Annotated in this window: 23 protein-coding genes and 2 riboswitches; of the genes, 9 read left to right on the forward strand and 14 right to left on the reverse strand. The window is 67.6% G+C overall.

Annotation, left to right across the window (positions count from 1 at the left end; all coding sequences use genetic code 11):
- Positions 1-23 precede the first annotated feature (23 nt).
- Genes efeU through efeB form a run of 3 tightly spaced genes read left to right on the forward strand, consistent with a single transcriptional unit; the run spans position 24 to position 3335 of the window.
- Positions 24-926 carry an iron uptake transporter permease EfeU gene (efeU, locus tag NA12_RS17475; RefSeq protein WP_132370083.1) on the forward strand — a complete coding sequence of 301 codons (903 nt, stop codon included), beginning with the start codon at positions 24-26 and terminating at the stop codon, positions 924-926.
- The gene (gene efeO / locus NA12_RS17480; protein WP_067451883.1) at positions 926-2074 is read left to right on the forward strand and encodes an iron uptake system protein EfeO; all 1149 of its coding nucleotides are present in this window, start codon (positions 926-928) and stop codon (positions 2072-2074) included. The genes efeU and efeO overlap by 1 nt, the downstream gene beginning before the upstream one ends.
- Entirely contained in the window at positions 2055-3335 is a 1281-nt protein-coding gene (efeB, locus tag NA12_RS17485) for an iron uptake transporter deferrochelatase/peroxidase subunit (RefSeq protein WP_067451886.1), read from the forward strand. The genes efeO and efeB overlap by 20 nt, the downstream gene beginning before the upstream one ends.
- 13 nt (positions 3336-3348) lie before the next feature.
- Here the strand turns inward: efeB and NA12_RS17490 are convergent, their stop codons facing one another.
- Positions 3349-4752 (reverse strand): MATE family efflux transporter, encoded by a 1404-nt coding sequence (locus tag NA12_RS17490; RefSeq protein ID WP_067451888.1) that lies wholly within the window; start codon positions 4750-4752, stop codon positions 3349-3351.
- 351 nt (positions 4753-5103) lie between these two features.
- Between NA12_RS17490 and NA12_RS17495 the strand changes: the two genes are divergently transcribed.
- The 4 genes from NA12_RS17495 to NA12_RS17510 are packed head-to-tail and all read left to right on the forward strand — an operon-like array spanning position 5104 to position 9793.
- Positions 5104-6657 carry an ABC transporter substrate-binding protein gene (locus NA12_RS17495; RefSeq protein WP_067451890.1) on the forward strand — a complete coding sequence of 518 codons (1554 nt, stop codon included), beginning with the start codon at positions 5104-5106 and terminating at the stop codon, positions 6655-6657.
- The gene (locus NA12_RS17500) at positions 6658-7599 is read left to right on the forward strand and encodes an ABC transporter permease (RefSeq protein ID WP_243654967.1); all 942 of its coding nucleotides are present in this window, start codon (positions 6658-6660) and stop codon (positions 7597-7599) included. It begins immediately after the preceding gene.
- Positions 7596-8399 carry an ABC transporter permease subunit gene (locus NA12_RS17505; protein ID WP_067451895.1) on the forward strand — a complete coding sequence of 268 codons (804 nt, stop codon included), beginning with the start codon at positions 7596-7598 and terminating at the stop codon, positions 8397-8399. Before NA12_RS17500 ends, NA12_RS17505 begins: the two co-directional genes overlap by 4 nt.
- A complete protein-coding gene (locus tag NA12_RS17510; RefSeq protein WP_067451898.1) occupies positions 8396-9793 on the forward strand; it encodes an ABC transporter ATP-binding protein in 1398 nt (465 codons plus the stop codon). The genes NA12_RS17505 and NA12_RS17510 overlap by 4 nt, the downstream gene beginning before the upstream one ends.
- A 115-nt stretch (positions 9794-9908) precedes the next feature.
- On the opposite strand, the gene NA12_RS17515 is transcribed toward NA12_RS17510, so the two are convergent.
- Both NA12_RS17515 and NA12_RS17520 read right to left on the reverse strand, forming a co-directional pair.
- A complete protein-coding gene (locus NA12_RS17515) occupies positions 9909-10820 on the reverse strand; it encodes an alpha/beta hydrolase (protein WP_067451901.1) in 912 nt (303 codons plus the stop codon).
- Between the two features lie 23 nt (positions 10821-10843).
- On the reverse strand, positions 10844-12964 hold the full coding sequence (locus NA12_RS17520) for an acyltransferase family protein (RefSeq protein ID WP_307188352.1): 2121 nt from the start codon (positions 12962-12964) through the stop codon (positions 10844-10846).
- Between the two features lie 63 nt (positions 12965-13027).
- On the opposite strand from NA12_RS17520, the gene NA12_RS34665 reads away from it, so the two are divergent.
- On the forward strand, positions 13028-13153 hold the full coding sequence (locus tag NA12_RS34665) for a hypothetical protein (RefSeq protein ID WP_255284089.1): 126 nt from the start codon (positions 13028-13030) through the stop codon (positions 13151-13153).
- A gap of 199 nt (positions 13154-13352) precedes the next feature.
- Here NA12_RS34665 and NA12_RS17525 read toward each other — a convergent pair whose 3' ends face one another.
- Genes NA12_RS17525 through NA12_RS17540 form a run of 4 tightly spaced genes read right to left on the reverse strand, consistent with a single transcriptional unit; the run spans position 13353 to position 17362 of the window.
- Positions 13353-13808, reverse strand: coding sequence for a hypothetical protein (locus NA12_RS17525; protein ID WP_132369981.1), 456 nt, complete (start codon positions 13806-13808; stop codon positions 13353-13355).
- A gap of 32 nt (positions 13809-13840) precedes the next feature.
- Positions 13841-14740, reverse strand: a complete 900-nt coding sequence (locus tag NA12_RS17530; RefSeq protein ID WP_067451907.1) for an HpcH/HpaI aldolase/citrate lyase family protein — start codon at positions 14738-14740, stop codon at positions 13841-13843.
- Between the two features lie 26 nt (positions 14741-14766).
- On the reverse strand, positions 14767-15951 hold the full coding sequence (locus tag NA12_RS17535) for a CaiB/BaiF CoA transferase family protein (protein ID WP_067451910.1): 1185 nt from the start codon (positions 15949-15951) through the stop codon (positions 14767-14769).
- 25 nt (positions 15952-15976) lie between these two features.
- Positions 15977-17362, reverse strand: coding sequence for an LLM class flavin-dependent oxidoreductase (locus NA12_RS17540; RefSeq protein WP_067451912.1), 1386 nt, complete (start codon positions 17360-17362; stop codon positions 15977-15979).
- Between the two features lie 200 nt (positions 17363-17562).
- Between NA12_RS17540 and NA12_RS17545 the strand changes: the two genes are divergently transcribed.
- Positions 17563-18270 carry a GntR family transcriptional regulator gene (locus NA12_RS17545; RefSeq protein ID WP_067451915.1) on the forward strand — a complete coding sequence of 236 codons (708 nt, stop codon included), beginning with the start codon at positions 17563-17565 and terminating at the stop codon, positions 18268-18270.
- Between the two features lie 7 nt (positions 18271-18277).
- Here the strand turns inward: NA12_RS17545 and NA12_RS17550 are convergent, their stop codons facing one another.
- The 7 genes from NA12_RS17550 to metE all read right to left on the reverse strand — a co-directional run bounded on the left by NA12_RS17550 (position 18278) and on the right by metE (position 25390).
- On the reverse strand, positions 18278-18829 hold the full coding sequence (locus NA12_RS17550) for a flavin reductase family protein (protein WP_067451917.1): 552 nt from the start codon (positions 18827-18829) through the stop codon (positions 18278-18280).
- 39 nt (positions 18830-18868) lie between these two features.
- Positions 18869-19828 (reverse strand): HpcH/HpaI aldolase/citrate lyase family protein, encoded by a 960-nt coding sequence (locus NA12_RS17555; protein WP_084472852.1) that lies wholly within the window; start codon positions 19826-19828, stop codon positions 18869-18871.
- 84 nt (positions 19829-19912) lie between these two features.
- Positions 19913-20713 (reverse strand): ABC transporter ATP-binding protein, encoded by an 801-nt coding sequence (locus NA12_RS17560; RefSeq protein ID WP_067451920.1) that lies wholly within the window; start codon positions 20711-20713, stop codon positions 19913-19915.
- Positions 20710-21711 carry a FecCD family ABC transporter permease gene (locus NA12_RS17565; RefSeq protein ID WP_067452058.1) on the reverse strand — a complete coding sequence of 334 codons (1002 nt, stop codon included), beginning with the start codon at positions 21709-21711 and terminating at the stop codon, positions 20710-20712. Before NA12_RS17565 ends, NA12_RS17560 begins: the two co-directional genes overlap by 4 nt.
- Positions 21712-21743: 32 nt before the next feature.
- Positions 21744-22781: an ABC transporter substrate-binding protein gene (locus tag NA12_RS34425; RefSeq protein ID WP_067451923.1), complete on the reverse strand. Its 1038-nt coding sequence runs from the start codon at positions 22779-22781 to the stop codon at positions 21744-21746.
- A 118-nt stretch (positions 22782-22899) separates the two neighbouring features.
- Positions 22900-23082, reverse strand: a complete 183-nt coding sequence (locus NA12_RS35135) for a hypothetical protein (RefSeq protein WP_424453538.1) — start codon at positions 23080-23082, stop codon at positions 22900-22902.
- A gap of 37 nt (positions 23083-23119) precedes the next feature.
- Entirely contained in the window at positions 23120-25390 is a 2271-nt protein-coding gene (metE, locus tag NA12_RS17575) for a 5-methyltetrahydropteroyltriglutamate--homocysteine S-methyltransferase (protein WP_067451925.1), read from the reverse strand.
- A 173-nt stretch (positions 25391-25563) separates the two neighbouring features.
- Positions 25564-25703: riboswitch (cobalamin riboswitch) on the reverse strand.
- A gap of 231 nt (positions 25704-25934) precedes the next feature.
- Positions 25935-26129: riboswitch (cobalamin riboswitch) on the forward strand.
- Positions 26130-26243 lie beyond the last annotated feature (114 nt).

Consider the following 26243-nt stretch of genomic DNA (forward strand, 5'->3'; position numbering starts at 1 on the left):
AGGATCGGCCGGGAGTGGATGTGATCGAGCGAGTAGTCGCGTCCGAGGCGCCATCGGTCGCGGCGCAACTGGTCGGTAGTGGATTGATCGGTGTACGGGAAGGACTCGAGACCGGGATCGTGATCATGATCCTGGTGGCGTTTCTGGTGAAGTCGCAGCGACGTGAGTCGTTGAAATGGGTTGCCGGGGGAGTGGGCGCCGCGATCGTCATGGTCGCGGCGATCTTCGTCGGGGTCCGCTTCGGCACCTCGACGGTGACCGGTGTCGCCGCCGAGCTGATCTCGGGTCTCGCGTCGCTGGTCGCGGTGGTGATCGTGACGTGGATGGTGCTGTGGATGAGAACGGCGTCGCGGTCCATTTCCGGGGAACTTCGGGAGGGGATGTCGAAGGCGCTGGCCATCGGCCCGTCCGCCGTGCTCGCCCTGGCCTTCTTCGCGGTGGGACGTGAAGGGGTGGAGACGGCGCTGTTGATGGTCGGATACGCGGAGAACACCGCGGGTAGCCAATGGCCGCTGATCGGCCTGCTGCTCGGCATTCTGATCGCGGTGGTAATGACGGTCGCGATGTACTTCGGCGCCGTACGGATCAATTTCGCGCTGTTCTTCAAGTACACCGGCGTGTTGCTGATCGTGGTCGCCGCCGGAATCCTCGCCTACGGAATCCGGGCCTTGCAGACCGCGGATTGGTTACCCGGGCTGGCATCGCGGGCGTTCGACATCTCGTCGTGGTTCTCCCTGTCGAGTTGGTACGGCACCTTGGCCCAGGGCATTTTCAACTTCCGCCCCGAACCGACCGTCCTGCAGGTGGCGGCCTGGTCGGCGTACGTGATCGTGGTGTTGACGTTGTTCCTGCGGCCGATTGCGCCGCTCACATCTTCCGGCGGGCGTCGCCGCGAGCCGACTGATTCCGCGGATATCCCGCAATAATGAAAGGCCGAGTCCTCGTGCGTTACCCAGTAGTCTCGATCGCTGCCGTCATGACGGCCTCGCTATTGCTCGCCTCGTGTACCAGCAAGTCCGACAGCGATGCCGGCGATATCAACGTCACCACCGACGACTCGACGTGCTCGCTCTCGCGCGACTCGGCCGCAACCGGGACCGTGACCTTCCAGGTGACCAACAACGGCACCAAGGTGACCGAATTCTATGTCTACGGAATCGGTGACCGGGTCATCGGCGAAGTCGAGAACATCGGGCCCGGGTTGACCCGGAAGCTGATCGTGCCGGTGTCCGATCCGGGCGCGTACCAGGCCGCGTGCAAGCCGGGCATGATCGGCGACGGTATCCGCAAGGACTTCACCGTGACCGGTACGGCTCAGACCCGCGACGAGACAGGCAAACTCGCCGACGCGGCCGCCGGATACAAGCGCTACCTCACCAGCCAGGTCACGGCGTTGCAGGACACCGCGAAGATCTTCGTGGCCTCGATCAAGTCCGGCGACATCGACGGAGCGAAGGCACAGTACCCGCGCACCCGCACCTACTACGAGCGGATCGAGCCGGTCGCCGAGAGCTTCCCCAACGACCTCGATCCCCGCCTTGACCTGCGCGAAGCAGACCTCGCCGCCGGTGACAAGTGGACCGGGTTCCACCGCTTGGAGAAGGATCTGTGGGCTCAGGGCGTCAAGCCCGACACCAACCAGATCGCCGACCAGTTGCTCGCCGACATCGCCGAGCTGGTCGCGGGGATCAACGCCGCGGACTTCGCCGTCGACCCGCTCCAGGTCGCCGGTGGCGCGCAGACACTGCTCGACGAAATCGCCCGGACCAAGATCACCGGCGAAGAGGATCTCTTCTCCCACACCGATCTGTGGGACTTCCAAGCCAACGTCGACGGCTCCCAGGCCGCTATCGCGTCGGTGCGACCGATCCTCGATGAGCGCAACGCCGAGCTGGGCAAGCAGATCGACCGCCGTTTCGCCGAACTCGACGCCGAGCTGGCCGAGTACCGGCGCGGCGACGGGCAGGTCAGCTACGACACCGTGACCGAGCAGCAGCGAGTCGAGCTCGCCCGCCGTATCGATGCGTTGTCCGCGGTCGTGAGTCAGGTGCAGGGTGTCGTCGCCGGATCCTAGAAACGGGCGCGGCCGTGGCGTCATCTCGCGCCGCGGCCTGATCGGCTCGGCCGGTGTCGGTGTCGCGGCGGCGGGCGCCGGAGTCCTGGCCGGTCGGATGTCGAGTCCGGCCGGCGCGGGAACCGTCTCGCCCACAGTGCCGTTTCGTGGGCAGCATCAGGCGGGCATCGTCACCCCGGCTCAGGATCGGCTGCACTTCGCGACATTCGACGTACAGACCACCTCGCGGGCCGAGCTGATCGAGCTGCTGAAGACCTGGACGGTGATGGCCGAGCGGATGACCGCGGGCCACGAGGCGACACCCGACGGCGCTATCGGCGGAGAGCAGTACGCGCCACCCACCGACACCGGCGAAGCGCTCGATCTGCACGCGTCGAAGCTGACGTTGACGATCGGATTCGGTCCGTCGCTGTTCACCCGTGCCGACGGCACCGACCGGTTCGGCCTGGCGGCACGCAAACCCGCCGCGCTGGTCGACCTGCCCAAGTTCACCGGCGACGCCTTGGAACCGGCCCGCTGCGGTGGGGACATCGCCGTCCAAGCCTGCGCCGACGACCCGCAGGTGGCCGTGCACGCGATTCGCAACCTCGCGCGTGCCGGGTTCGGTGTGGTGTCGGTCCGCTGGTCACAGCTCGGGTTCGGTCGTACCTCGTCGACGTCGACCAGTCAGGTGACGCCACGGAACCTGTTGGGCTTCAAGGACGGAACCCGCAATATCAAGGCTGAGGATCGCGATCTGGTCGACAAGTTCGTGTGGGTCGACCGCGGCGACGATCAGGGGTGGATGGCCGGTGGGTCGTATCTGGTGACGCGCCGGATCCGCATGCTGATCGAGCCGTGGGATCGCACCACCCTGCACGAACAGGAACGGGTGATCGGTCGTACCAAGGGCACCGGTGCGCCGATGGGCGGGCGCGAGGAGTTCGACGAACTGGATCTGCAGTCCGCGGGGCCGTCGGGGCCGTTGGTCGAGGCTGATGCCCACGTCCGGCTGGCCTCGGCCGAGGAACTCGGCGGTATCCAGATCATGCGCCGGGGCTACAACTTCACCGACGGTTCGGACGGTTTCGGGCACCTCGACGCCGGCTTGTTCTTCATCGCCTACTGCCGCGATCCGATCACCCAGTTCGTGCCGATGCAGAACAATCTCGCGCGCAACGACGCGCTCAACGAGTACATCAAGCATGTCGGATCCGGTGTTTTCGCTGTGCCTCCCGGCGTGGATGCCCAATCCTATTGGGGGTCCACGCTGTTCGACTGATTTCGCACGACGGCTAGATCAGCGCGGCGGTACGAGCAGGCGTGATCAGCGACAGGTCGTGGTGGAATCGGCGCAGGAGCAATGTTGCCGTCACGGCCAGTCCCGCGCACAGGCCGAGCCAGACACCGGTTCCACGTAGTCCGAATCCGTAGGCGAACACCACCAGGACCGGTAAGCCGACCGCCCAGTATCCGATGAGTGTGATCGTGAATCCGCTCTTGGTATTGCCGAGTCCGCGGAGCAACCCGACACCGATGTTCTGCGCGCAGTCCATGAATTGCTGCACGATCGCGATGAGTAGCAGCGTCTTCGCGATGGGCAGTACTTCGGCCGCTTCGTTCGGATCGAGGAACGGCAGCAGGACCAGCTTCGGGGCCACCAGATAGATCACGCCGGTCACGCCCATCACCAGGGCTCCCAGTGTCAGGGCGGTGCGGGCGATCTGCTTGGCCGCATCGACCTCGCCCTTGCTGATGACCCGGCTGACCAGGATCGACGAGCCGTGCGACAGGCCGATCGTCACCTGGAAGATGATGTAGGTCAGCTGGATGACGACGTTGTGCGCGGCCAGGGCGGCGGGCCCGAAGCTGCCCATGATCAGGGCCGCGACGGAGAACAATCCGGCTTCTGACCCGTACGTCGCGCTGATCGGGATGCCGAGGCGCAGGATCTCACGAACCTTCGCCAGATCGGCTCGCCGGCCTCGGATCGAGAGCAGCGGGCCGAGGTGGGAATCGCGCCGCACGATCAGGAAGAACGCCGTGCAGGTCAGTAGATTCACGAACGAGGTGGCGCAGCCGATCCCGGTCAGCCCCAGGGTGGGCAATCCCATCCATCCGTAGATGAACGCGCCGTTGAGTAGGGCGTTGACCCCGACCGATCCGATGGTGACCCACAGCAGCGAGCCCGGTCGGCGCATGCCGACGGCGAACTGACGCAAGACATTCAGCCACAGCATCGGCACCAGGCCGAACGACAACGCGATCATCATCGGTCGCGCCAACTCGAGGATCCGGGAGTCCTGGCCGAACCAGACCAGCGAGTAGCTCAGGCCCACCAACGCGCCGCCGGCGAGCAGGCCGATGATGGTCGCGACCAGAAAGGCCGCCCGCACGACCTGGCGGATCTCGTCGTCGGCCTGTTCGTCGAGGCGATCGGTGCCGACGCGTGACTCGCCGCGGCCGACGGCGGCGGCCACCATATTCCCGACCGCGGTCACGACGCCGACACACATGGTCCGGACCTGGTTGTACAGCGTGATCGCCAGACCGCCGGCAGCGATCGCCTGCACGCCCAGCAGTCCCATCATGGCCAGGTCGGTGGTGGTCAGGGCCACCTGCGCGAGCTGGATTCCGGCGATCGGGGCCGCGAGGGCGATGAGCGGGCGACTCTCGCGCACACTGTTCGCGACCCTCATGCCGTCGTCGATCCCACCGTCGGACGGGAATTCGTCGAATCGTCGATCTCGCGGGCGCAGCCGTCCGGCAACTGTAGGACCTCTCCTCGGCGACGATGGCATCGGATACTTTCCCAACCATCGCACACGGTGGTGACGATCGTGCCGCCGGAGGGCACGTCGCCGAGCCGATGTAGCGCCGCGTGGATTTCGGCGAAGATTTCCCGGCGGACAGCACGTGAAACTGTCTGCCGCCCAATGCATCGGCGAGATCACCGAGCGCCGCCGGATCGGACAGAGTCGCCCACTCGGGGCAGGGAGTTAGGTTAGGGTACGCATAGAATTGTGTGCTACGGATGAGGGTGTGGACGAGTGAGCATCTCGAGGCGTGGGTTCTTCGCGAGTAGTGCTGCGGCTGGGTCGATCGCCCTGATCGCGGCCTGCGGTTCCAGTCCGGGAGAAGGGGATTCGTATTCCGGGCCGCCGCGGCGTGGGGGAGTCCTACGAATCGGTGCGTTGGGTAAGCCCTCGGCTGTCACGACCAATCCGTACTCGCTGATCGGCAATGACAGCGACATGCTGCTGCTGTCACTACTGTTGGACCCGCTGACGGTGCCCAATGTCGTCAAGGATGCCGCGTCCAATGTCGGTGCGCGCTTGGCCGCCTCGTGGGAGGCCGATCCCGAGCAGAAGGCGTGGACCTTCACCATCGCCGAGAACGCCACGTTCCACGACGGCTCGCCGGTCACCGCCGCCGATGTGGTCTGGTCGTTGAAGACGCTACGGTCGCGGCCCAACGGTGACTGGAAGGTGCCGGTGCCGCTGGAGGCGATCACGGCCGTCGATGCTCGCCGGGTGCGGCTGGTCAGCGATACGCCCAACTCACAGCTTCCACTGCTGCTGCGCTTGATGACCTTCGTCATGAAGGCCGACAGCCCACTCGATATCACCAAGGCCACCGGGTCGGGCCCGTTCGTGCTGGAGTCCTACTCCGACGGCAACGCGCGCCTGCGCCGTCACGAGAAGTGGTACGGCGGACCGGCGATGCTCGACGGCATCGAGATCACCCGCTTCGAGAGCTCGCAGGCGCTGGCGACCGCGGTGGCCGCCGGGCAGGTCGACCTGGCGTCCAACGTCGGTGCGCTGGCCGCCCGTACCTCGGCTTCGCGGTCGGATCTGACCGTGATCCGTCGGCCGAACGACCTGGCGGTCTGTCTGGCGTTGCGTACCTCCGACGGCCCCTTCGCCGATCCCCGTGTGCGCGAAGCGATCCGGCTCGGTGTCGATCGACCCGCGATGGTCAAGCAGGTGCTCTCGGACTACGGCACCGTCGGCAACGACGTTCTCGGTGTGGGCGATCCGGCCTATGACCGCAACCTCCCACAGCGCAAACGGGACGTGGCTCGCGCCAAGCAGCTGCTCAGCGACGCCAAGTTCGATGCCGCGATCGCGCATCGCCTCTACACCAAGGAGGAAGCGATCGGCGAGGTCGACTCCGCCCGGCTGATCGCGACCCAGCTCAGCGACATCGGTCTGAAGATCGAGGTGGTCGTGCAGGACCCGACCGCGTTCTACGACCAGTCGTGGGTGAAGGCCGCCGCGCCGATGACGACTGTCAGCTGGGCGACCAATGACTCGCTGATGTTCTACGGCAGCAAGGTCTTGCGCTCGGGAACCTCGGCCAACGAGACCGCCTTCAACGACGCGGCGTTCGACGCGGCGTACATCAAGACCTTGGCGACCCCGAACGGCTCCGCGCAGAAGGAATCGCTGGATGCGATGCAGCGGATCCAGTACGACCGGGGCGGCTATGTCGTGTGGGGCACCGCCGACGGCATCGATATCGCGTCCTCCCGTGTCAAGGACGCGCCGACGGCCTCGGGCTACGGGCGGGTCCAGCTCGAGCGGACCTGGATGACGCCGTAGATGGTGCGCACCACCGGACTGGTCGCGACGATCGTGGCCAAGCGCGTACTCATGCTGCTGGTGCTGCTCGCGCTGGTGCACGCCGCGGTCGCCTTCCTGCCGGGCAACGGGGTTCGCGCGCTCCTGGGCAAAGAGGCCACCGCGGAGCAGATCGCGGCGACCGAACATCAACTCGGGCTGGATCGCCCGTGGCCGGTGCGCTACGTGGAGTGGCTGCGGAACCTGGCCGGGGGCGAGCTGGGCACGACGCTGCGCGGTACGCCGGTGGTCGATGTCCTCGGGTCGAAGTTCCTCAACACGCTGTTGCTGGGGAGCCTCGCCCTGATCGTGACCGCGACCGCGGCGATCGCGTTCGGCTCGATGTGGGCGCTGCGTCCGCGCAGTTCGTTCGCGCGTGGGTTGGCCTCGGGGTCGACGGTGATGATCGCAGTCCCCGAGTTCGTCCTGGCCGCGGTCTTCGCAGTCGTGTTCGCGGTCTGGCTCGGGTGGCTGCCCGCCGTCACGATTCCCGACGCGGCGGGCAGACCGGAGAGCCTGAGCATGCTGATCCTGCCCACGATCGCCTTGGCGATCCCGCAGGCGGGATGGAATATCCGCGTGGTCCATTCGGCCCTGGTCGATGCCGGATCGACTCCGCAGGTGCATGCCGCCGAACTCGACGGGCTCAGCAAGCGGTCGGTCCTGTGGCACAACGTCCTGCCCTCCGCGCTGCCTGCCATCGCGATGTCGTTGGCGACCACCATCGGCCCGCTGCTGGCGGGAACGCTGGTCGTGGAGACGATCTTCAACTACCCGGGCATCGGATCGGTGCTGGCGGGCTCGGTCGCCGATCGAGACGCCACGCTGGCACTGACGATCGTCGCGCTCGCCGCGACCAGCATCATGGTGATGTTGCTGGTCGCGGATCTGCTGCGCGCCTGGGTGATCCAGGGGCGCAGATGAACCGGCTCCGTGTGTCGGCGCGAGTCGCCCCCGCGCTCGTTGTCGTCGTCGCGGCCGTGGTCGGGCCGTGGGTGGCGCCGCATCCGGTCGATCGGCCGGTGACCTTCCCGTTCGCGGGGCCCAGCGGTGAAGCGCTGCTCGGTGGTGACCAGCTGGGCCGGGACGTGCTCAGCCGCTTCCTCAACGGCGGGTGGGACCTGCTGCTACTCGCCGTGGTGATGGCGGTGCTGGTCACCGCGCTGGCAGCGTTGATCGGATGTGCGGCCGCGTTGCGCACTGGGCTGGGCGAGTGGATCGAACGCAGTGCCGATCTGCTGATTCTGCTGCCGCCGGTGCTGGCGACGCTGATCCTCATGCTGACCTGGCCCCAGCTCGGCGCCTACGGGCTCGTCGTCATCGCGCTCGTACTGGGAACCCCCTACAGCGCAAGGGTTTTCGCTGCGGCGGCCGCGCCGTTCGCGGCGACCGGTTTCGTCGAAGTCGCGGTAGCCAACGGTGAACGGCTGCCCAGCCTGATCCTGCGTGAGACGCTGCCCAACCTCCGCTCGACCGTCGCCACCCAGTTCGGATTGCGGTTCGTCGAGTCGATCTATCTGGTCGGCACCGCGGCCTTCCTGCAGCTTCCGACCACGCTGAGCGAGAGCAACTGGGCGACGATGGTGCGCGAATGTGTGGGCCCGGGTATGCAATTGAATCCGTGGTCGGTGCTGGCGCCGAGCTTGGGCATCATCGCCCTCGCCTTCGGGATGCAGCGGATGATCGGTGTCTGGACCGCGGCCGGGAAGCGGGCGAACGAATGAGTGAAGCAGCGGTAGCGGCAACTCCCGCGACACGGGTCGACGGGTTGGTATTGCGAGACCCCGGCGGAACCGCACTCGTCGACGGCATTTCCCTGACCGCCGCCGCCGGCGGCATCACCGCTGTCACCGGACCATCGGGGTCGGGCAAGACACTGATGATGTGGGCGCTGTTGGGCTACCTCCCGCCCGGTGTCACCCACGCCGCGGGCACGGCGAGCGTGTTCGGCGAGCAGGCGCTCACGCTCGAACCCGAAGCGTTGCGCGAGTTCCGCCGGAACAAGATCACCTTCGTCGGTCAGGATCCGGGCGCGGCCTTGCCCGCGACCATGAAGGTCAACCGGCTCGTCACCCAGATGACGCCGCGAGCCGATCACCCGGCCGCCATCGCGATGCTCGAGCGCCTCGGCCTTCCCGCGCACTACCTCGGGCGTCGTGCTGGTCAGCTGTCCGGCGGAGAGCAGCGGCGGGTTGCGCTCGTGCGCGGCATGTTCCGCGGCACCGGCGTCCTGCTGCTCGACGAGCCGTTCGCCGGGCTCGACGAAGACCGACGGGATCAGGTCGCCGCGCGGCTGCGGGATTGGGCTACCGATCGCGACGTGACGATTGTGTTGACCGGGCACAACGTGTCGTTCTTGGAGTCCTTCTGCGACAAGGTGATCGACGTCGGTGCGGTACCGGCGGCCTCGTCCGAGCGCCAGGAGATCCGCGCGGGCACGCCTGATTCGGCGGCGACGTTGATCGCGCGAGGTCTGCGCGCCTCGATCGGGAAGCGGGTGGTGTTCGCCGACCTCGACCTGGACCTGAGCCCTGGCGTGGTGACGGCACTGACCGGTCCGTCCGGTGTCGGCAAGACCACGGTGGCCCGCGTGCTGACCGGCCTGCATTCCGAGGCAGCGGAACGGACGGCATCGGGGACCTTGCACCTCGAAGGTCGTGTCCTGCCACTGCGTGCCGGCAATCGGAAAGTGGCGGACCGGCGTGCGATCCAATTGGTTCCCCAGGATCCGCTGTCCACCCTCAATCCGGTACGGACGGTGGGAGAGGCGATCGAACGGCCGCTGCGGTTGCGGGGTATCTCCGACGCGGCGACCCGGCGGGCTCGCACCCAGGAATTGCTGCTGGAAGTCGGACTGCCGACCGATTTCACCCACCGGTATCCACGCCAGATCTCCGGGGGACAGCGTCAGCGGGTCGCGATCGCCCGAGCACTGGCCGCGGAGCCATCGGTACTGGTCTGCGACGAGATCACTTCCGCGCTGGATCGAGAGACCGGCCACGCCGTGCTCGAACTCTTGCTGCGCATCATGGACAGCCGGCCGCTGGCAGTGGTGTTCATCAGCCATGACGTCGACTTGGTGCGCGAATACTGCACCACCGTGTACAAACTCGGCTGATCCGGAATCGAGGCGCTCGGCAGGATCCACTTCCGGTCAGGTCGGGGCGCATCGGAGCGTCGATGGTGAATCTATTCGGCCAGGGTGCACGGCTATCCGTTGGCGAGCCGAGTTGTCAGCCGATGGCGGTGACGTGGCCGATGATGGCGTCGTGCGCTGCGCTCCATGCGGTAGACCCGGCGTCAGCGAATTCACCGTGCCCGATACCGAGCAGGATTCTTACCTCGGCGGTGCCGTCGGCGCGGGTGACGGCTTCGCCGTAGCGGTGGCTTTGCGACGGTGCCACGACTCGGTCGTTCGCGCCGTGCAATGCCGTGATCCGAACGTCTTTCGGTGGGAGGTGGTGAATAGGGGAGGCGTCGCGGTAGCGGTCGGGCACCTCCGCGGGTGTGCCGCCGAGGAGTTTCGGGACGAAGGAATCCCGACTCTCGGTGACGGCCAGCTCCATGTCGAGGACCGCGGCCATGAGGGTGAGGCTGCGGATGCGGATCGCGGGATGTCGGGGTGGTTCGGTGGAGCGGTGTCCGGCTGTCCAGGCGACGAGGTGGCCGCCGGCCGAGTGCCCAGCGAGGTGAACCCGCTGTAGGTCGAGCAGGTTGCCCAGGCGTGGTGCGACAACAGTGGCCAGCGCGTTGACGGCGGCATCGACATCGGTGAGCGTGGTCGGCCATCCGCCGCCGGCGTTCACCCGGCGATATTCGATGTTCCACACGGCGACGCCGTCGTCTGCCAGCGCTCGGGCATGGGCGTCGAATTGTGCGAGGGTGCGGTTGTGCGCCCATCCGCCGCCGTGGATCAGAACCACCACGGGCAGCCGGGTGTTCGATGTCGGTGGCAGATAGAGGTCGCCGAAAGTCTCCGGTGAGTTGCCGTAACTGATGCGCATCGGGGTTCGCGGAATCGCCGCGGCCTCCACTGCCACCGTCTCGGCCGGCGCCGAGAGTTCCGCAGCGAGATACCCGAGGGCGAGGATGGACACCGCGAGCACGCCGAGCCAGGCAAGGCGACGTTGTCCGTCACGTGCCACCGGTGGATCTCCTCTCGATCGTCTCACCACCACCCGAGGATCGGTTGCAGCTCCCGTCCGAGTGGTCCGGCCAGGGATCGGGAGTAGCTCGCGGTCAGGTGGTGTTCGTCGTGGTAGATCAGGATATTGCCTTCGGCTACCGCGCAGAGTGTGGGTTCGCACACCGCGTCTGTCAGGTCGATCGGGAAGACGTTGGGAAAGGTCGACGCAGGTGCCAGCCCAGGGTTGATCGGGTCGAGCGCGTCCTCGCGGCGCATGCCGCAGCTGGTGCGGTTCCCGCCGCCGGCCAGACAATCGGTGGCTTTGTATCGGATGGTTCCGCGGCGCAACCACGGGGTGTCGCGGATGGCGAGCAGGTTGAGACCGCGGTCCGACAGTGCCGCCCAGACGTGGAGATAGTCGGCGGGCGTCTCGTCGCCGCCCTGGTCTCGGGGCCGGGTGCCGGTGGTGAACACCCAGTCGGGCCGGTCGGCATCGAGGCGGTCGATCACCTCGGCCGACCAATCCCGGCAATCGGGGATGGGCTCGCCCTTGTACGTCGGTTCTTCGGCGAGAGTGAGCGGGCAGCCCATCTTCAAGTACACCTGGATGCGGAACGAGTGTTCGGCGGCGAGTACCTGGAGTGCGGGTAGCCAGTGTTCGGCATGGGAGCTCCCGACCAGTGCCAGGGTTCGATCGGCATCCACGTCGCCATAGGTACAGGTGACGACCTCGCGGGTGTCCCAGTCCGCGATACAGCCGTCCCCGGTGGGCGGGGGGACTTCGGTGGGCGCCGCGAAAACGGTGGGTCGCATCGGTTCGTCGGGCGTCGCGGCGCCGGAGGCCAACGCCTCCGCGCCCGGGTACTTCTCCGGATCGAGCTGTCCGTCCGCGACCGGTGGCTTGACCTGGATCACCGCGAACTGCCATCCGGCGGTGACGGTCAGAGTCGCCGCCAGCAACACCGCGACCGCGCACACGACGAGGTTTCGCGCTCGTGTGTCCCCGGCGTCGTCGCTGCCGCCCGGCGAAGAGCGCAGTGGCTGCTCGATCCAGCGGTGCGTCCCCCAGGCCAGCACGACGGACAACCCGATCACCCCGATGCCGCCCACCAGACCGGCGTGGGTGTTTCCGCGTTCGGTGAGGAAGAAGATCAGGATCGGCCAATGCCACAGGTACAGGGGATAGGCGATATCGCTGAGCCACACCATGATCGGGTGCGCCAGGAGCCGGTTCGGCCACGGCCAGTCGGCGAACCGCAGTCGCGTCGCCGAGAGGATCACCGCGACTGTCGCGCAGACCGGCAGCAGGGCGGTGGGGCCGGGGAACCGGTTGGCGCCGTCGATCACGAGCCACCCGCACAGCACGACACCGAGAACACCGAACACCGAGAGCACGACGCGCGCCGGCCGCCACAACACCAGCGAAGGCGCCACGACGGCGAGCCCGGCACCGGCCAGCAACTCCCACCCGCGGGCGAAGCTGTCGTAGTAGTTCCATCCCTGATTCGTGGCGACGCCATCGGCGGCGTAGACGAAGGAGGCCACCGACACGGCGACCACGACCACGCCGACGGCCGCGCGAGTTCGAGCGGGCTGTGCGAGTCGCGCGCACAGCCATGCGGCCGCCGCGACCGTCAGCAGCGCGGCCAGGTAGAACTGCCCCTGCACCGACATCGACCACAGGTGTTGCAGCGGACTGACCGAAGGATCGGCGGCCAGGTAGTCCGACCAGGTCAGCGCCAGCTGCCAGTTCTGGTAGTAGAACAGCGACGACAGGATTTGCGCCGCCACCGTCGACCATTGCGTATACGGCAGCAAGACCACTGTCGCGACGACGACCGCCGCCAGCACCACCGCCATAGCCGGGACGAGTCGTCGCAGCGTGCGGCGCACGACCGACCATGCCCAGGCCTGCTCCGCCGACTCCGCCCGACGCAGCAGCAAGCCCGTGAAGAAGAACCCCGACAGGACCAGAAAGACGTCTACACCACCGGAAACACGCCCGAACCACACATGGAAGACGACGACCAACGCGATCGCGAGCCCCCGTAACCCATCCAGATCGGAGCGATACTCCACCCGACGGCGAGGTGTGGTGGTGAGGCGAGTCTGCTCGGTCGAGTGCGTCGAATCGGCGTCGATATCGGTCACCGTCGTGAACACCCAGGCGAGCTCACATCAGGCGAAGGCAACGCGGCGAGAAGAAGTACTGACGGTGACAACGACATGACGAGTCTCTATCACGGTCGAATGCGCCGGGTCCATTCGTCTGCACTATCCAGGATCATCGAGTTGAGCCACGCCGCGCTGCTCGCCGAGGCCGACGCGCCGCGCCGTCGCCGCATTGCCTGATCGTGGACGGGAACCGCGGCGTCCAGCCCGCACACTGGCCTCCCTTTCGCCGCCGCGACGCAACTCTCGGCCCGGAACCAGCTGCCCGATGGCTGTGTCCGGGCCGGGCTGATCGGCCTGCCGCTGAGCCCCGGGTTCGGCGACTCTTCCCTGTCGAGTCCAGCGTGATTCCGTTGGGCCGCAACGGAGTTCAGCGATATCAGGCTGCGGTGAACAGTAGTGGCAGGCGGCTGGTCACAAGATCGACAGTCGGGTCCGGGGCGAGGGGGATCAGGACAACCCCGTCCGCGATCGCCAGCGCGTGTAGGTCGCGGATCAGGTCGTATAGTCCCCGCACCGTCCCGACGTAGCTGGTGATCGATGGATCGGTGGTACCCGGTGTGGAAACGGTGTGGTGTGCGCAGTGAAGGTGACCTCGCGCGGCTTCGGCGGAGATATCGATGAGGACCTCGATATCGAGGAGGACCAGCGGGGGCCCGGGGTCGGATGCCGCGCGAGCGCGGATCGACTGTTGCTGCGCGTCGCGAAGGTCCGTGGCGTTTATCCGGACAGCGTGTTCGAGTGCGACGGTGTCCGGGGCGCCGACAACCCAGGTCACGAGGTGATCGGTGGGGTCGCTGTCGAGCAGTCCGACCACAGGGGTCTGTGTTCGCATGACAATTGCCGCGTCCGTAGACAATGCGAGCCCTAGGCCCGAGGCGACTGTGCGAGAACCGCCATGGCGAGCTTGACGTGCGCGGCGTCGACGAGTTGGCCGTCGACGCTGGTCGCGCCGAGTCCCTGCGCCTCTGCTGTGCGGTAAGCGTCCAGGTTGCGTTGTGCCCGTTCGATTTCCGCCTGGGTGGGGGCGAAGACTTCGTTGGCGATGGCGATCTGCGCCGGGTGGATGGCCCATTTGCCGTCGAAGCCGAGCGCGGCGGCGTGTTCGGCCTCCTCGGCATATCCCCTTTCGTCCTTGAAGTCCGGGTAGGGCGCGTCGATGGCGAGGACTCCGCCGACGCGCGCGGCGGTGAGCACCTGCATCCTGGCGTAGTGCCAGAAATCGCCGGGGTAGCTGACGCGGGGTTTGAAGTTGGTGTCGACCCGCGCGCGCTGGGACACCGAGAGGTCGCCGGCTCCGAAGATCAGCGCGTCGAGTCGCGGGCTCGCGGTCGCGATGGCCTGGGCGTTGGCGACGCCGGCCACGTCCTCGATGAGAACCTCGAGGCGGATCGGTTCGGTGAGGCCGATGGTGGCCTCGATCTGGGTGAGCAGGACATCGACCCACCAGACATCGCGCGCGGCAGTCACTTTGGGCACGATGATGGTGTCGAGGTTGTCGCGCGCTCCGGTGACGAGCTCGATGATGTCGGCGTAGGCCCATCTGGTGTCGATGCCGTTGATGCGCACCGCGCGTGCGGTCGATCCCCAGTCCTGGTCGTTGAGCGCGGTGACGGCTTTGGCCCTGGCCTGTTCGCGCAGCGCCGGGGCGACGGCATCTTCGAGATCGAGGAAGACGAGGTCGGCATCGGAGGCCGCCGCTTTGGCGAACATCCGGTCGTTGGTTGCCGGCGTGGCCAATTCCGAACGTCTACGGAAGGTAATCATGTCTTTCTCTCCTGAACGGCGGCTGGTCAGATGATGTCGCGTGCGCGCAACGTGTCGATCTCGTTGTCGGACAGGCCGAGTAGTTCGCGCAGTACCGAGGCCGTGTGGGCGCCGAGCTCGGGACCGAGCCCGTCGATGATGCCCGCGTTGTCGGAGAAGCGGGGCACGGGGGCCTGGACGAGCATGGTGTCGAGTTGCGCGTCCTCGACGCGCACGAAGACCTCGCGATAGCGCATCTGCTCGTCGTCGATCAGTTCCGAGACGTCGTACACCGGCGCCGCGGCGATCTCGAAATCCTCGAACACCGCCATGGCATCGGCGAGGGTGCGCTGGGAGACCCATTCGGCGACAACGTCGTCCACTTCGGCGGAGCGGGCCAGGCGACGTTGCGGATCGGCGAAGTCGGGATCCTCGGCGAGGTCGGCCCGCCCGATCGCGCGGAAGACGCGAAGCGCGATGGTCGGCGCGCTGCCCGACATGGCCAGCCACCGGTCGTCCTCGGTGCGGTAGGTGTTGCGGGGGGCGGAGATATCCCATTTGTTGCCCGCCCGCCGGGGAATCGCGCTGGTCTGGTCGTAGGCGACCACGGACTGCTCGAGCAATCGGGCCAGTGGATCGATGAGGTTGATATCGATCAGCTGGCCCTCGGCGCCGTGCACGTCTCGGTGGTAGAGCGCCATCATCACCGCATAGGCGGCGTTCAGCGACGCGACGCCGTCGGCGAGCATGAACGAGGGCAGCGTGGGCGGCCCGTCGGATTCTCCTGTGGTGTGGGCGAATCCGCTCATGGCCTCGCCCAGGGTGCCGAAGCCCGGTCGTGTCGATTTCGGGCCGGTGAGGCCGTAGCCGGTGACATGCAGCATGACGATGCGGCTGTTCACGCCGCGCAGGGTGGCGTAGTCCAAGCCCCACCGCGCGAGCGTGTGCGGGCGGGTGTTGGCGACGATGACATCGCAGCCGCGCGCCAGATCGCGGACCAGGTCTTGGCCCTCGGGGGTGCGCAGGTCGATGGTCACCGACTTTTTGTTGCGGCCGATGCTCTTCCACATCAGGCCGACTCCGTCCTTCTGCGCGCCCCAGCCCCGGATCGCGTCGCCGCCGCGCGGTTGTTCGATCTTGATCACCTCGGCGCCGAACTCACCGAGATAGGTGGCGGCCAAGGGCGCCGCGGCCAGGGTCGCCATGTCGAGGACCCGGATGCCCTCGAGCATCCGGCTGCGCGGTGCGGGAGTCGCGCTAGACACCGGCGGGCACTTCGTGGGTCGCGGCGGTGAACGCGCAGGCCGGTCGTTCGAGGCCGAGGTTCTCGCGCAGGGTGGTGCCGCTGTATTCGGACCGGGCGAGTCCGCGTTGCTGGAGCTCGGGGATGACCATCCGCACGAAGTCCTCGAATGATCCGGGGAAGTGCGTCGCGGCGACGACGAATCCGTCGCAGGAACGGGATTCGAACCACTGCCCCATCTGTTCGGCGATCTGCGCGCCGGTGCCGACGAAGCGCGGCCCCTGCAACAGCGTGGCGCGATGGTTGGCCAGTACGCGCAGGGTCAGCGGTTGATCGCCGAGGTGGCGTTTGACTCCCTGGACGAGGCCGCGGATGCCCGACACCGAATCGATGAGTTCGTCGGTGACGACATCGTCGAGGGAGTGGCCGGCGAAGTCGTGGTTGGTGACCTCCGACAGCAGCGTCAGCGACGCCAGTGGATGAACGAGCTCGTTGAGGAAGATCGCCTCTTTCTCCTTGGCGATCTGCTCGGTCTCGCCGACGATCACGTAGACCATGGGCAGCAGGCGCACCGAATCGGGTTCGCGTCCCGCCGCCGCGACCAGTTCCTTCTGCTCGCGGTAGTGCTCGGCGGCGGCCTTCTGGCTCGGATCACCGGTGAAGATGAGATCGGCCCACTTCGCGGCGAAGTCGCGTCCGCGCCCGGACTGGCCTGCCTGGATGATGACCGGACGGCCCTGCGGGGTGCGCGGCACGGTCAGCGGCCCGCGGACGGTGAAGAACTCGCCCCGGTGGTGCAGTGCGTGGACCTTTTCGGGGTCGGCGAAGATGCCGGATTCCTTGTCGCCGGTGATGGCGTCGTCTTCCCACGAGTCCCAGAGCTTGGTGACCACGTCGATGAATTCCTCGGCCCGGTCATATCGCCGGTCGTGCTCGGAATGGGCGTCGACGCTGAAGTTCTGGGCTTCCGCGTCGTTGACCGAGGTGACGACGTTCCAGGCGGCACGGCCTCCGCTGAGGTGATCGAGCGTGGCGAAGGTGCGGGCGACGTGGAACGGCTCGTAATAGGTCGTGGAGTAGGTGGCGCCGAGGCCGAGACGGTCGGTCGCGGCGGCCGCCGCGCCGAGGATCGCGGTGAGATCCAGCTTGATCGGGCGGGCGCCGTATTTGACGGCATCGGCCACCGAGTCGCCGTAGATCGCGGGTATCGCGAGTCGGTCGTCGAAGAACATCAGATCGAAACAGCCGTCTTCGAGCGTGCGTGCGATGCGCTGGTAGTAGCGCAGATCCAGGTAGTCGGGCGCCGTGCTCGGGTAGCGCCACGAACCGGAGAAGACTGACACGTTCGATGCCTGCATGAAGGCCACCAGCGTCATACGGTCGGATCTCGGTGTGGACATCGGGAGCCTCTCAATAAATATATCAGTGTGTGACTGATATATTTAAGCCGTAGGAGGAGATTGTCAACCCCTCATCGGCGAGGTTGTCGAGTGCGCTGTGTGGCTCCGAGAGTGGGCCGTGGTGTGGTGGTGTGCCGCGGCGGCCGGGCCGGGCAGGCCCGAAACGCGATATTCTGCGTGACTCGAGACAGGAGTGACCGATGACCGAGCTTGGGCAGGGGCCGTGGGCGGTCGGTGAGGTCGATGAGGTCGACCGGACCCGGCGCACCGAACGCGAACGGCTGGCCGACGCGCTACGCGAACGCATCCTGGCGGGAGAACTCGCTCGCGACGCCCGCATCGATCTCGACGCCACCGCGGCCGAGTTCGGCACCAGCCGCACGCCTGTGCGCGAAGCGTGTCTCGTGCTGGCGCAAGAGGGCCTGGTGCGGGTCGCGCAACGCAGCGGTGTGATCGTGATCGGGGTATCCGCCGAAACGACGCTCGAGAACTTCACCCTCATGGCGGCCCTGTCCGGTGTGGCCGCGCAATGGGCGGCGCAGAAGATCACGCCGCGCCAACTGCTGCGGGTGCGTGAACTGCACCGCGAGATCCGGATCGCCGCCCAGGCGGGCGACGATGTCGCCACGCTGAACTGGCTGTTCCATCGAGAGATCAACCGCGCCTGCGGATCTCCCCGATTGCAGGGGATGCTCGGCGATGCCGGACGGATGGTCCCGCGACGCTTCTTCGAGCTCTTCCCGGAACAGGTACCGTGCTCGGTGGAAGACCACGAACAACTCGTATCCGCCCTGGCCAAAGGTGACGCGATCGCCGCGCGCACCGTCACCGAGGAGCACTTCCGCGCCGCCGCCGAACTGCTCAGCGCGCGACTGGCCGACACCGAACTCGGGATCTCGTCCGGATAGCGAACGCCTACCCGGCGATCCGGGAGTGCGATCCGAGTTGGTGCCAGACACGATCGTGATAGACGAGCGCGGGATCGTGGGCGTGCGGCGGCCCGCTCCTGTCGACCTGTAGGGCCGCCACCACGAGCACACTCGAACTGCGTGGGCTGCCGATATCCAAGCGTGCGGTGATCCGGCCGCGCACCCAGGCGCGCGCGGCCGGGAAATAGGGTTCGCCGGTGGGGAGCCGCTTCCAGATCGACCGGTCGGCGAATCGGTCTATGCCGCTGGTGGCTCCGAGTTCGGCGAGCGCGAGTTGGTCCGCCCCGAGCAGGTGCACCACGACCGTGTCCGCCGCCCGCAGGGTGGGCGCGCTCGAGGACTTCTCCGACACCGAGAACATCAGCGCGGGTGGATCGACGCTGACGGAGGCGACCGAAGTCGCCGTCAACGCCACCGGGCCGTGGCCCGCGTCGGCGGTGATCACCGACACCCCACCCGGATGACCGCGGAACGCGGTGCGGAACTGCTCTGTCGAGATGTGGTGAGCTTCGTCGTGTTCAGCGGATGAGGTGGTCATCTTCGGCCCCGGATCTACTCGGTGGACAACGCACACAGTTCATTCGGCGGGCTGCCAGATCTCGGTGCGCGCCATCCCGGCCGCCCTGCCCTTCGCCGATACGACCAGTGCCATCTTCCGCGACGCTTCGTCGATCATCTCGTCGCCGAGCATGGCCGCGCCGCGATGACCGCCCGCGCCCGAGGTGTGCCAGGCGTAGGCGTCGAGGATGTTCTCGGCGTGGTCGTAGTCGCTCTGACGCGGACTGTAGATCTCGTTGAGCGCGTCGATCTGGTTCGGGTGCAGTGCCCATTTCCCGTCGAATCCCAGTGCGGCCGAACGCTGTGCGACGCGGCGCAGTCCGTCGAGATCCTTGATGGCGAGGTACGGGCCGTCGATGGCTTGCAGATCGTGCGCGCGGGCCACCATCAGAATGCTCATCAGAATGTGGTGGTAGGCGTCGCCGACGTCGTAGCCGGGCGGCTGCTCACCGACGACGAGCGTCTTCATCTGAATCGACGCCATGAAGTCGGCCGGGCCGAAGACGATGGTCTCGATCCGTGGGCTGGCGAGGGCGATGGCCTCGAGCGCGAGCAGGCCCTGCGCGTTCTCGATCTGGATCTCCAGGCCGATTCTGCCGACCTCGAGGCCCTCGGCCTTCTCGACCTGGGTGAGCAGCAGATCCAGCGCGATGACATCGCCGGCGTTGCGCGTCTTCGGCAGCATCAGGCAGTCCAGATTCGCACCCGCGTTACCGACGACTTCGACAACGTCGGCGTAGGTCCACGGTGTCGTCCAGTCGTTGACCCGGACCGTGCGGGTCTTCGCGCCGAAGCCGCCCTCGTTGAGCGAGGTCGCGATGATCTTGCGACCGTCGGCCTTCGCGGCGGGCGCGCACGCGTCCTCCAGATCGAGGAACAGGGAATCGGCGGTGAGATCGCGTGCCTTGTCGATCATCTTCTGGCTGGATCCGGGCACGGCCAGCGTGGTGCGGCGGGGCCGGGTGGGGCGTGTCGTCACTGCGAATAGTTCCCTTCGACGTGAATCCTGCCAAGAATATATCAGATGTAGATCAATATTTTAATACTGGATTCGTGCCGGTGATCAGGGCGTGAAGTCGGTTCGGGTCGACGGTCCCGGTCGCCGGGGCCGAAACGAGACGACGGGGTAGCCGTGGTCCGGATCGGTGCTGACCTGTGCCCGCACCCGATACACCTGCTCGATCAGTTCGGCGGTGATCACCTCGGCGGGACGCCCCATCGCGACCACGCGCCCCTCGTCCAGGATCAGGACCCGGTCGCAGAACATCGCGGCGAGGTTGAGGTCGTGCAACGCGATGTAGCTGGTGATCGGGAGTGCGGCCACCAGGGCCAGGATGTCGAGCTGATGGCGGATGTCGAGATGGTTCGTCGGTTCGTCGAGCAGGAGTTCGTGGGGTCGCTGGGCGAGGGCGCGGGCGATCTGGGTGCGTTGGCGCTCACCGCCGGACAGGGTGTGCCAGCGATCGCCGGCCTTGTCGGTCATCCCGGTGTGGGACAGCGATTCCCGGATCGCGGCGGCGTCCGCGGCGGCATCACCACCGAACACACCACGATGGGGGATGCGCCCGAGGGAGACGACGTCCTCGACGGTGATATCGACCTCGGTGTCGGCATGCTGGTCGACGACCGCGATGCGGCGAGCGATCCGATGCCGGCGCAGTCTCGCGATGTCGGTGTCGTCGAGCAGCACCCGGCCACTGTCGGGATGTCCGATACCACTGAGCAGCCGCAACAACGAGGACTTGCCCGATCCATTGGGTCCCAGCAAGCCGATGGTCTCGCCCTCGACCGGCTCGACGGTGACGCCGTCGAGGATCAGATGACCGCCGCGGGTCCAGCGCAGCTCCTGCGCGCGCAAGGTCATGCCATCGCTCGATTCCGCAGCAGCAGCGCGATGAACGCGGGCACGCCGATCAACGCGGTGGCGACGCCGACGGGAATCTCGGTGGGCGCGAAGACGGTTCGCGCGACGACATCGACCCAGACGGTGAACACCGCACCGGCGACAACCGCGGTGGGCAGCAGTCTGCTGTGGCGCGGCCCGACCACGAAGCGGGCCGCGTGGGGGAGCACGAGCCCGACGAACCCGATCGCACCGGCCGCGCTCACCAGCGCCGCCGTCGTCAACGCGGTGACCCCCAGCAGCAGTGCCCTGGTCGCCCGCACCGGTATGCCGAGCGCGGCAGCGGAGGCCGCACCGAAGGTGAACGCGTCCAGGGCGCGAGCACGGCTCAGACAGATCACCAGACCGACGCCGGTCACCGTGGCGCACACCACCACATCGGCCCAGTCCGCGCCCGCGAGCGAGCCGAGCAACCAGAACAGGATCCCGCGGGTCTGCTCCGCGTCGGCGCTGGAGACCACGATGAACGAGGTGAGAGCGGAGAACAACTGGGTGCCCGCCACACCGGCGAGAACGATCCGCGCGGTACCGCCGCCTGCCGCCGCCGCCAGGATCAGAACCAGCGCGAAGGCGACCACGGCCCCGCCGAAGGCGCCCGCCGCCAACGAGATCGAGCCGGCGCCGAGCCCGAGTACCGCCACCAGCACCGCGCCGGTCGACGCGCCGGAGGAGATGCCGAGCACGAACGGATCGGCGAGCGGGTTACGCAGCACCGACTGCAGGATCGTCCCGCACAGGGCCAGTCCCGCCCCGCACACGGCGGCGAGCAGGGTCCTGGGCAGGCGCAGTTCCCACACGATGCCGTCCTTGATCCGGCTCACCCCGGCTCGGCCGAATCCGAGATGTTCGCCCACGACCGCGTAGACCTCGCCCACCGAGAGGTCGGCGGGGCCGATGGTCAGGGCGAGGGCGATCGAGATCGCCAACACGGCGCAGCCCGCGACCAGCCCGATCGCCATGACGGCGGTACTTCGCCCTGGCGCGAGCCCGCTCAGCGGACCGGTCCCCACTGCGCCAGCGCCGCGGCGAGTTTCTCCACGCCGTCGACCGTGCGCAGTGACGGATTCAGGTCGGCGCCGTTGACGACGACGAATCGCTGTTCGCGCACCGCTGTCATCCGCGAGGTCACCGGATGCGACCGCAGGAAGGCGATCTTGCTCTCGAGCGCGTCGCCCTCGATGGTCCGCCGGCTCAGGTCGGCCAGCACCAGCACCGCGGGGTCGCGGTCGGCGACGGTTTCCCAGCTGACCTGTGGCCATTCGTCGGTGGTATCGGCGAAGACGTTCTTCGCGCCGACCGAGTTCGTGATGATCCCCGAGGACCCGCAGCACCCGGCCATGTACGGGGTGCGCAGGTCGGAGAACCAGAACGCGATGGTCGACGCGGCATGCGCGCCGGCGGTGGCGGTCGCCGCCTCGAGGCGCTGCCGCAGCGAGGCGATCAGCGCCTCGCCCCGCTCTTCGACATCGAAGATCGCTGCCAATTGCCGGATCTCGGTATACACCGAGTCGATGCGCAGGGGTTCGGTGCGTGCTCCGTCGGAGTTCACACTCACCGCGGACTTGCCGTCGCAGTCGGTGGGCGAGAGGTAGGTGGGGACGCCGAGCTGGGTGAAGCGGTCGCGCTCGGCGACGCCGCCGGGACCGAGGGTGCCGCCGAAGGACGCGGAGACGAAGTCGGGTTCGGCACCGAGCACCACCTCGAAGGAGGGTTTGTTGTCGGCGAGCCGAGGCACTGTGGCGTTCGCTTCGGCCAGGTCGGCGCGCACGGGGTCGGTCCAGGTCGCGGTACCGGCCAGGCGATCGGCGAGCCCGAGCGACAGCAGGATCTCGGTCGATCCCTGATTCAACGACACCGCACGCTGTGGCGGTGCGGCGATGGTGACCGCGTGCCCGCAGTTCTGGATCGTGAGCGGAAAACCGGCGTTCGAACCCTGCGCGGGATCGGTCTCGCTGGTCGCGCACCCGGCGACAGCCAGGGTCGAAGTGAGCGATAAGAAGACACAGAAGTGCCGTAAGGCCAGGCGCATCGCGCGTGAACTCCTTCGTCAGGGCTCGATCGCGGAGCCTGAAAAAATGGTGCGACAGTCGCCGAGTGGTCGGGCTCGGGCCTGGTCAGGCCGTTACCGTTGCGCGTCAGCCCCGGATTCACACCGGTGTTCCCTCGACGATCGCCGCGCTGATGATATCCCGAACCGGCCCCAACCGGTCCGCCGCGAGCGTCAGCGTGCTGCGCTGAGGCCGGTCGCCAGCCGGATTCGACTCGAGGAAGGCGATTTTCGTGGCCAGCGCGTCGCCGTCGATCCGCCGCTTGCGCGCCGATCGAATCATGTTGAGCACTAGGGTGATCGGTGGTGGGAGTCCACGGTCAGCGCAACGCGGCCGCGGCGGCGACGAGGTTGCGCAGCGCGGCTTCCACCTCGGCGGGCCGGCGAGTCTCGAGACCGCAATCGGGATTGACCCAGAGACGTTCGCGGGGGACAGCTTTCAGCGCTGCCCGCAAAGCATCGGTGATCTCCTCGACCGAGGGGACCCGGGGTGAGTGGATGTCGTAGACGCCGGGCCCCACACCGAGATCGAACCCCGCGGCGTCGAGGTCGTCGAGCACCTCCATGCGCGAGCGCGCCGCCTCGATCGAGGTGACATCGGCGTCGAGTTCGGCGATGGCGCCGATCACCTCGCCGAACTCCGAACAGCACAGGTGAGTGTGGATCTGGGTGGTGTCGGCGACACCGGAGGTGGCCAGCCGGAAGGCCTGGACCGACCAGGCCAGATACCGCGACTGTTCGGCGGCGCGCAGCGGGAGCAGCTCGCGCAGCGCGGGTTCGTCGACCTGGATGATGCGCGCGCCGCCGGTCTCGAGATCTGCCACCTCGTCGCGGATGGCCAGGGCCACCTGGCGGGCGGAGTCGGCCATGGGCTGGTCGTCGCGGACGAAGGACCAGGCCAGGATCGTGACCGGCCCGGTGAGCATCCCCTTGACCGGCTTGTCGGTGCGCGACTGGGCGTATCCGATCCAGTCGGTGGTCATGGGCGCGGGCCGGGCGACGTCGCCGTACATGATCGGCGGGCGCACACAGCGGGTTCCGGAGGACTGGACCCAGCCGTGCTCGGTGACGGCGAATCCGTCGAGGAGTTCGGCGAAGTACTGGACCATGTCGTTGCGTTCGGGTTCCCCGTGTACCAGGGCGTCCAGGCCGAGACGTTCCTGCAACGCGATGACGTCATCGATCTCGGACCGCATCCGGCGCACGTACTCGGCGTCGTCGATCTCGCCCGAGTGCAGCGCCGCGCGGGCCGAGCGGATCGCCGAGGTCTGCGGAAAGGAACCGATGGTGGTGGTCGGCAGCAGCGGAAGGTTCAGGTGCGCACGCTGTTTCACCAGCCGTTCGGCTGCTGGAGCACGGGTTGTGTCGCCCGGGGTGAGCGCTGCCAGCCGGGCCCGGACCGCGTTGTCGTGTAGGCGCGGATCGGTGCGCCGGGACTCGGTCGCGGCCCGCGCGGCACGCAGTTCGGCGGCGACGGTGTTCGTGCCGTGCGTGATCGCGGCAGCCAGGATGCCGACCTCGGTGACCTTCTCGGCGCCGAAGGCCAGCCACGAACGCAGTCGCTCGTCGAGGGTGGTTTCAGGGGTGAGCGAGTAGGGGACATGCAACAGGGAGCACGAGCTCGATACCGCGACGGAGCCGGCGCTGCCGAGCAGCGATCCGAGGGTGCTCAGCGCCGCGTCCAGGTCGGTGCGCCAGATGTTGCGTCCGTCGACGACGCCGGCCACCACCAGCTTACGGGTCAGCGCGGGCACCGAGGCGATGGCGTCGACGGTGGTACCTGCCGTGAAATCCACTGCGACGCCGTCGATTCCCATGTCGGCGAGGGCGGCCAGGGCGCTGTCGGGGTGCCCGAAGTAGGTGGCGACGAGGAGGGCGGGCCGGTGCTGGGTACTGGACAGCGCCGCGTAGGTGGTGCGAAGCCCGGCGAGCTCGCCGACCGTGAGGTCGGTGACCAGGACCGGTTCGTCGAACTGAACCCAGGTGGCTCCGGCGTCGGCGAGTCGGCCGAGTAGATCCTGGTAGAGGGGAAGCACTTCGGGCAGTCGGTCCAGCGCCCGACCGTCGGCGTGCTCGGCCAGCTGCAGGAAGGTGAGCGGCCCGATGACCACCGGACGCGCCGGGATCCCGAGTTCGACGGCTTCGGCCAGTTCGCTGAGCAGCTTCTCCGGATGCAGCGAGAACCGTGTCTCGCGGTCGATCTCGGGCACGAGGTAGTGGTAGTTCGTGTCGAACCACTTGGTCATCGCGAGCGGGGCGATGGCGTCGGTACCACGCGCGGCGGCGAAGTAGCGGTCGAGGGGATCCGCGATGTCGTGAACCCGTGACGGCAGTGCGCCGAGCATGACCGCGGTGTCGAGCATCTGGTCGTAGTAGGAGAAGGTGCCGACGGGAATCGAGTCGAGGCCCGCCGCGGCCAGCACGCTCAGGTGAGCCAGTCGCAGTTCGTGGCCGGCGGCGTGGAGCCGGTCCGCATCGATGGTTCCGGCCCAGTAGTCCTCGACGGCGCGTTCGAGTTCCCGATTCGGCCCGATCCGGGGGAGACCGAGAACGGTCGCGGTGAAAGGAGTGTGTGGGACTGCCACGGTCATCGTCTCCAGTGCGGTGCGGACGGCCGCCGACTTACCCGGGGGAGCGTCGACCGTCGACCCGGGTGGCGCGTCGCGGCACCGGTGCCGGGATTCCCGGCAGGTCGGAGAGGTCGGTCCGCGCGCCCGGTCCACGAGGCGGTGGCCGCCGGACACGGCGTGTCCGGCACAGTGGCAGGTCTTCGGACTCGCGGGCACCGGCCTGGTTCGGCCGACCTAGTGGCCGTCGCTTCCCGGGTGTTCACCCAGTGCGTGATGACGGCGGTCGTTCCCACTCACCGCTGCGGGACAGTCCCGGAATTCCACCGGGTTCCCTCTCACCGGTCGCCGAGGGTCCGGCGTCCGGTTCGACACGATCGCCGCGAGTCGGGGCTCCGACTCGGCACGGTGAACGTGAACCAGCTGCCCGATCATGATAGTCGTGGTCGCGATGTGCGTGGCGCGGTAGCCGGGCCGGGGCACCACAGCGGTCGGTGGGACCGTATGCTGGATCGGCAGCTGGTTCGCCGGTGGCGAGGACGACGGGAGCCCCCGCGCCGCCGCCGGTGTCGACATTTCGCGCAACGGACCGTTGTGCGGTGAAGAGGGAACCCGGTGGGAATCCGGGACTGTCCCGCAGCGGTGAGCAGGAACGAAAGCCGTCATCAGCACTGGACCTGTGTCCGGGAAGCGACGGCCGGTAGATCGACCGGATAGGTCGGCGCCTGCGAGTCCGAAGACCTGCCGCTGTGCCGGACACGCCGTGTCCGGCGGTCGTCGCCTCGTGGACCGGGCGTACCGCCGCGCTGTCCCCCGTGTCGACACGGGGGCGACCGGTAGCGTGCGCGCGATGGGTGACGGCTGTTCGCCTGCAAGC

The organism is Nocardia alba NBRC 108234 (assembly GCF_001612665.1).
GTDB lineage: Bacteria > Actinomycetota > Actinomycetes > Mycobacteriales > Mycobacteriaceae > Nocardia > Nocardia alba.

Coding starts and splice junctions, on each gene's coding strand:
- efeO (WP_067451883.1), top strand. CDS start 926: ATGAAAGGCCGAGTCCTCGTGCGTTACCCAGTAGTCTCGATCGCTGCC.
- NA12_RS17490 (WP_067451888.1), bottom strand. CDS start 4,752: ATGAGGGTCGCGAACAGTGTGCGCGAGAGTCGCCCGCTCATCGCCCTC.
- NA12_RS17500 (WP_243654967.1), top strand. CDS start 6,658: ATGGTGCGCACCACCGGACTGGTCGCGACGATCGTGGCCAAGCGCGTA.
- NA12_RS17505 (WP_067451895.1), top strand. CDS start 7,596: ATGAACCGGCTCCGTGTGTCGGCGCGAGTCGCCCCCGCGCTCGTTGTC.
- NA12_RS17510 (WP_067451898.1), top strand. CDS start 8,396: ATGAGTGAAGCAGCGGTAGCGGCAACTCCCGCGACACGGGTCGACGGG.
- NA12_RS34665 (WP_255284089.1), top strand. CDS start 13,028: ATGACGAGTCTCTATCACGGTCGAATGCGCCGGGTCCATTCGTCTGCA.
- NA12_RS17525 (WP_132369981.1), bottom strand. CDS start 13,808: ATGCGAACACAGACCCCTGTGGTCGGACTGCTCGACAGCGACCCCACC.
- NA12_RS17530 (WP_067451907.1), bottom strand. CDS start 14,740: ATGATTACCTTCCGTAGACGTTCGGAATTGGCCACGCCGGCAACCAAC.
- NA12_RS17535 (WP_067451910.1), bottom strand. CDS start 15,951: ATGCTCGAGGGCATCCGGGTCCTCGACATGGCGACCCTGGCCGCGGCG.
- NA12_RS17540 (WP_067451912.1), bottom strand. CDS start 17,362: ATGTCCACACCGAGATCCGACCGTATGACGCTGGTGGCCTTCATGCAG.
- NA12_RS17545 (WP_067451915.1), top strand. CDS start 17,563: ATGACCGAGCTTGGGCAGGGGCCGTGGGCGGTCGGTGAGGTCGATGAG.
- NA12_RS17550 (WP_067451917.1), bottom strand. CDS start 18,829: ATGACCACCTCATCCGCTGAACACGACGAAGCTCACCACATCTCGACA.
- NA12_RS17560 (WP_067451920.1), bottom strand. CDS start 20,713: ATGACCTTGCGCGCGCAGGAGCTGCGCTGGACCCGCGGCGGTCATCTG.
- NA12_RS17565 (WP_067452058.1), bottom strand. CDS start 21,711: ATGGCGATCGGGCTGGTCGCGGGCTGCGCCGTGTTGGCGATCTCGATC.
- NA12_RS34425 (WP_067451923.1), bottom strand. CDS start 22,781: ATGCGCCTGGCCTTACGGCACTTCTGTGTCTTCTTATCGCTCACTTCG.
- NA12_RS35135 (WP_424453538.1), bottom strand. CDS start 23,082: ATGATTCGATCGGCGCGCAAGCGGCGGATCGACGGCGACGCGCTGGCC.
- metE (WP_067451925.1), bottom strand. CDS start 25,390: ATGACCGTGGCAGTCCCACACACTCCTTTCACCGCGACCGTTCTCGGT.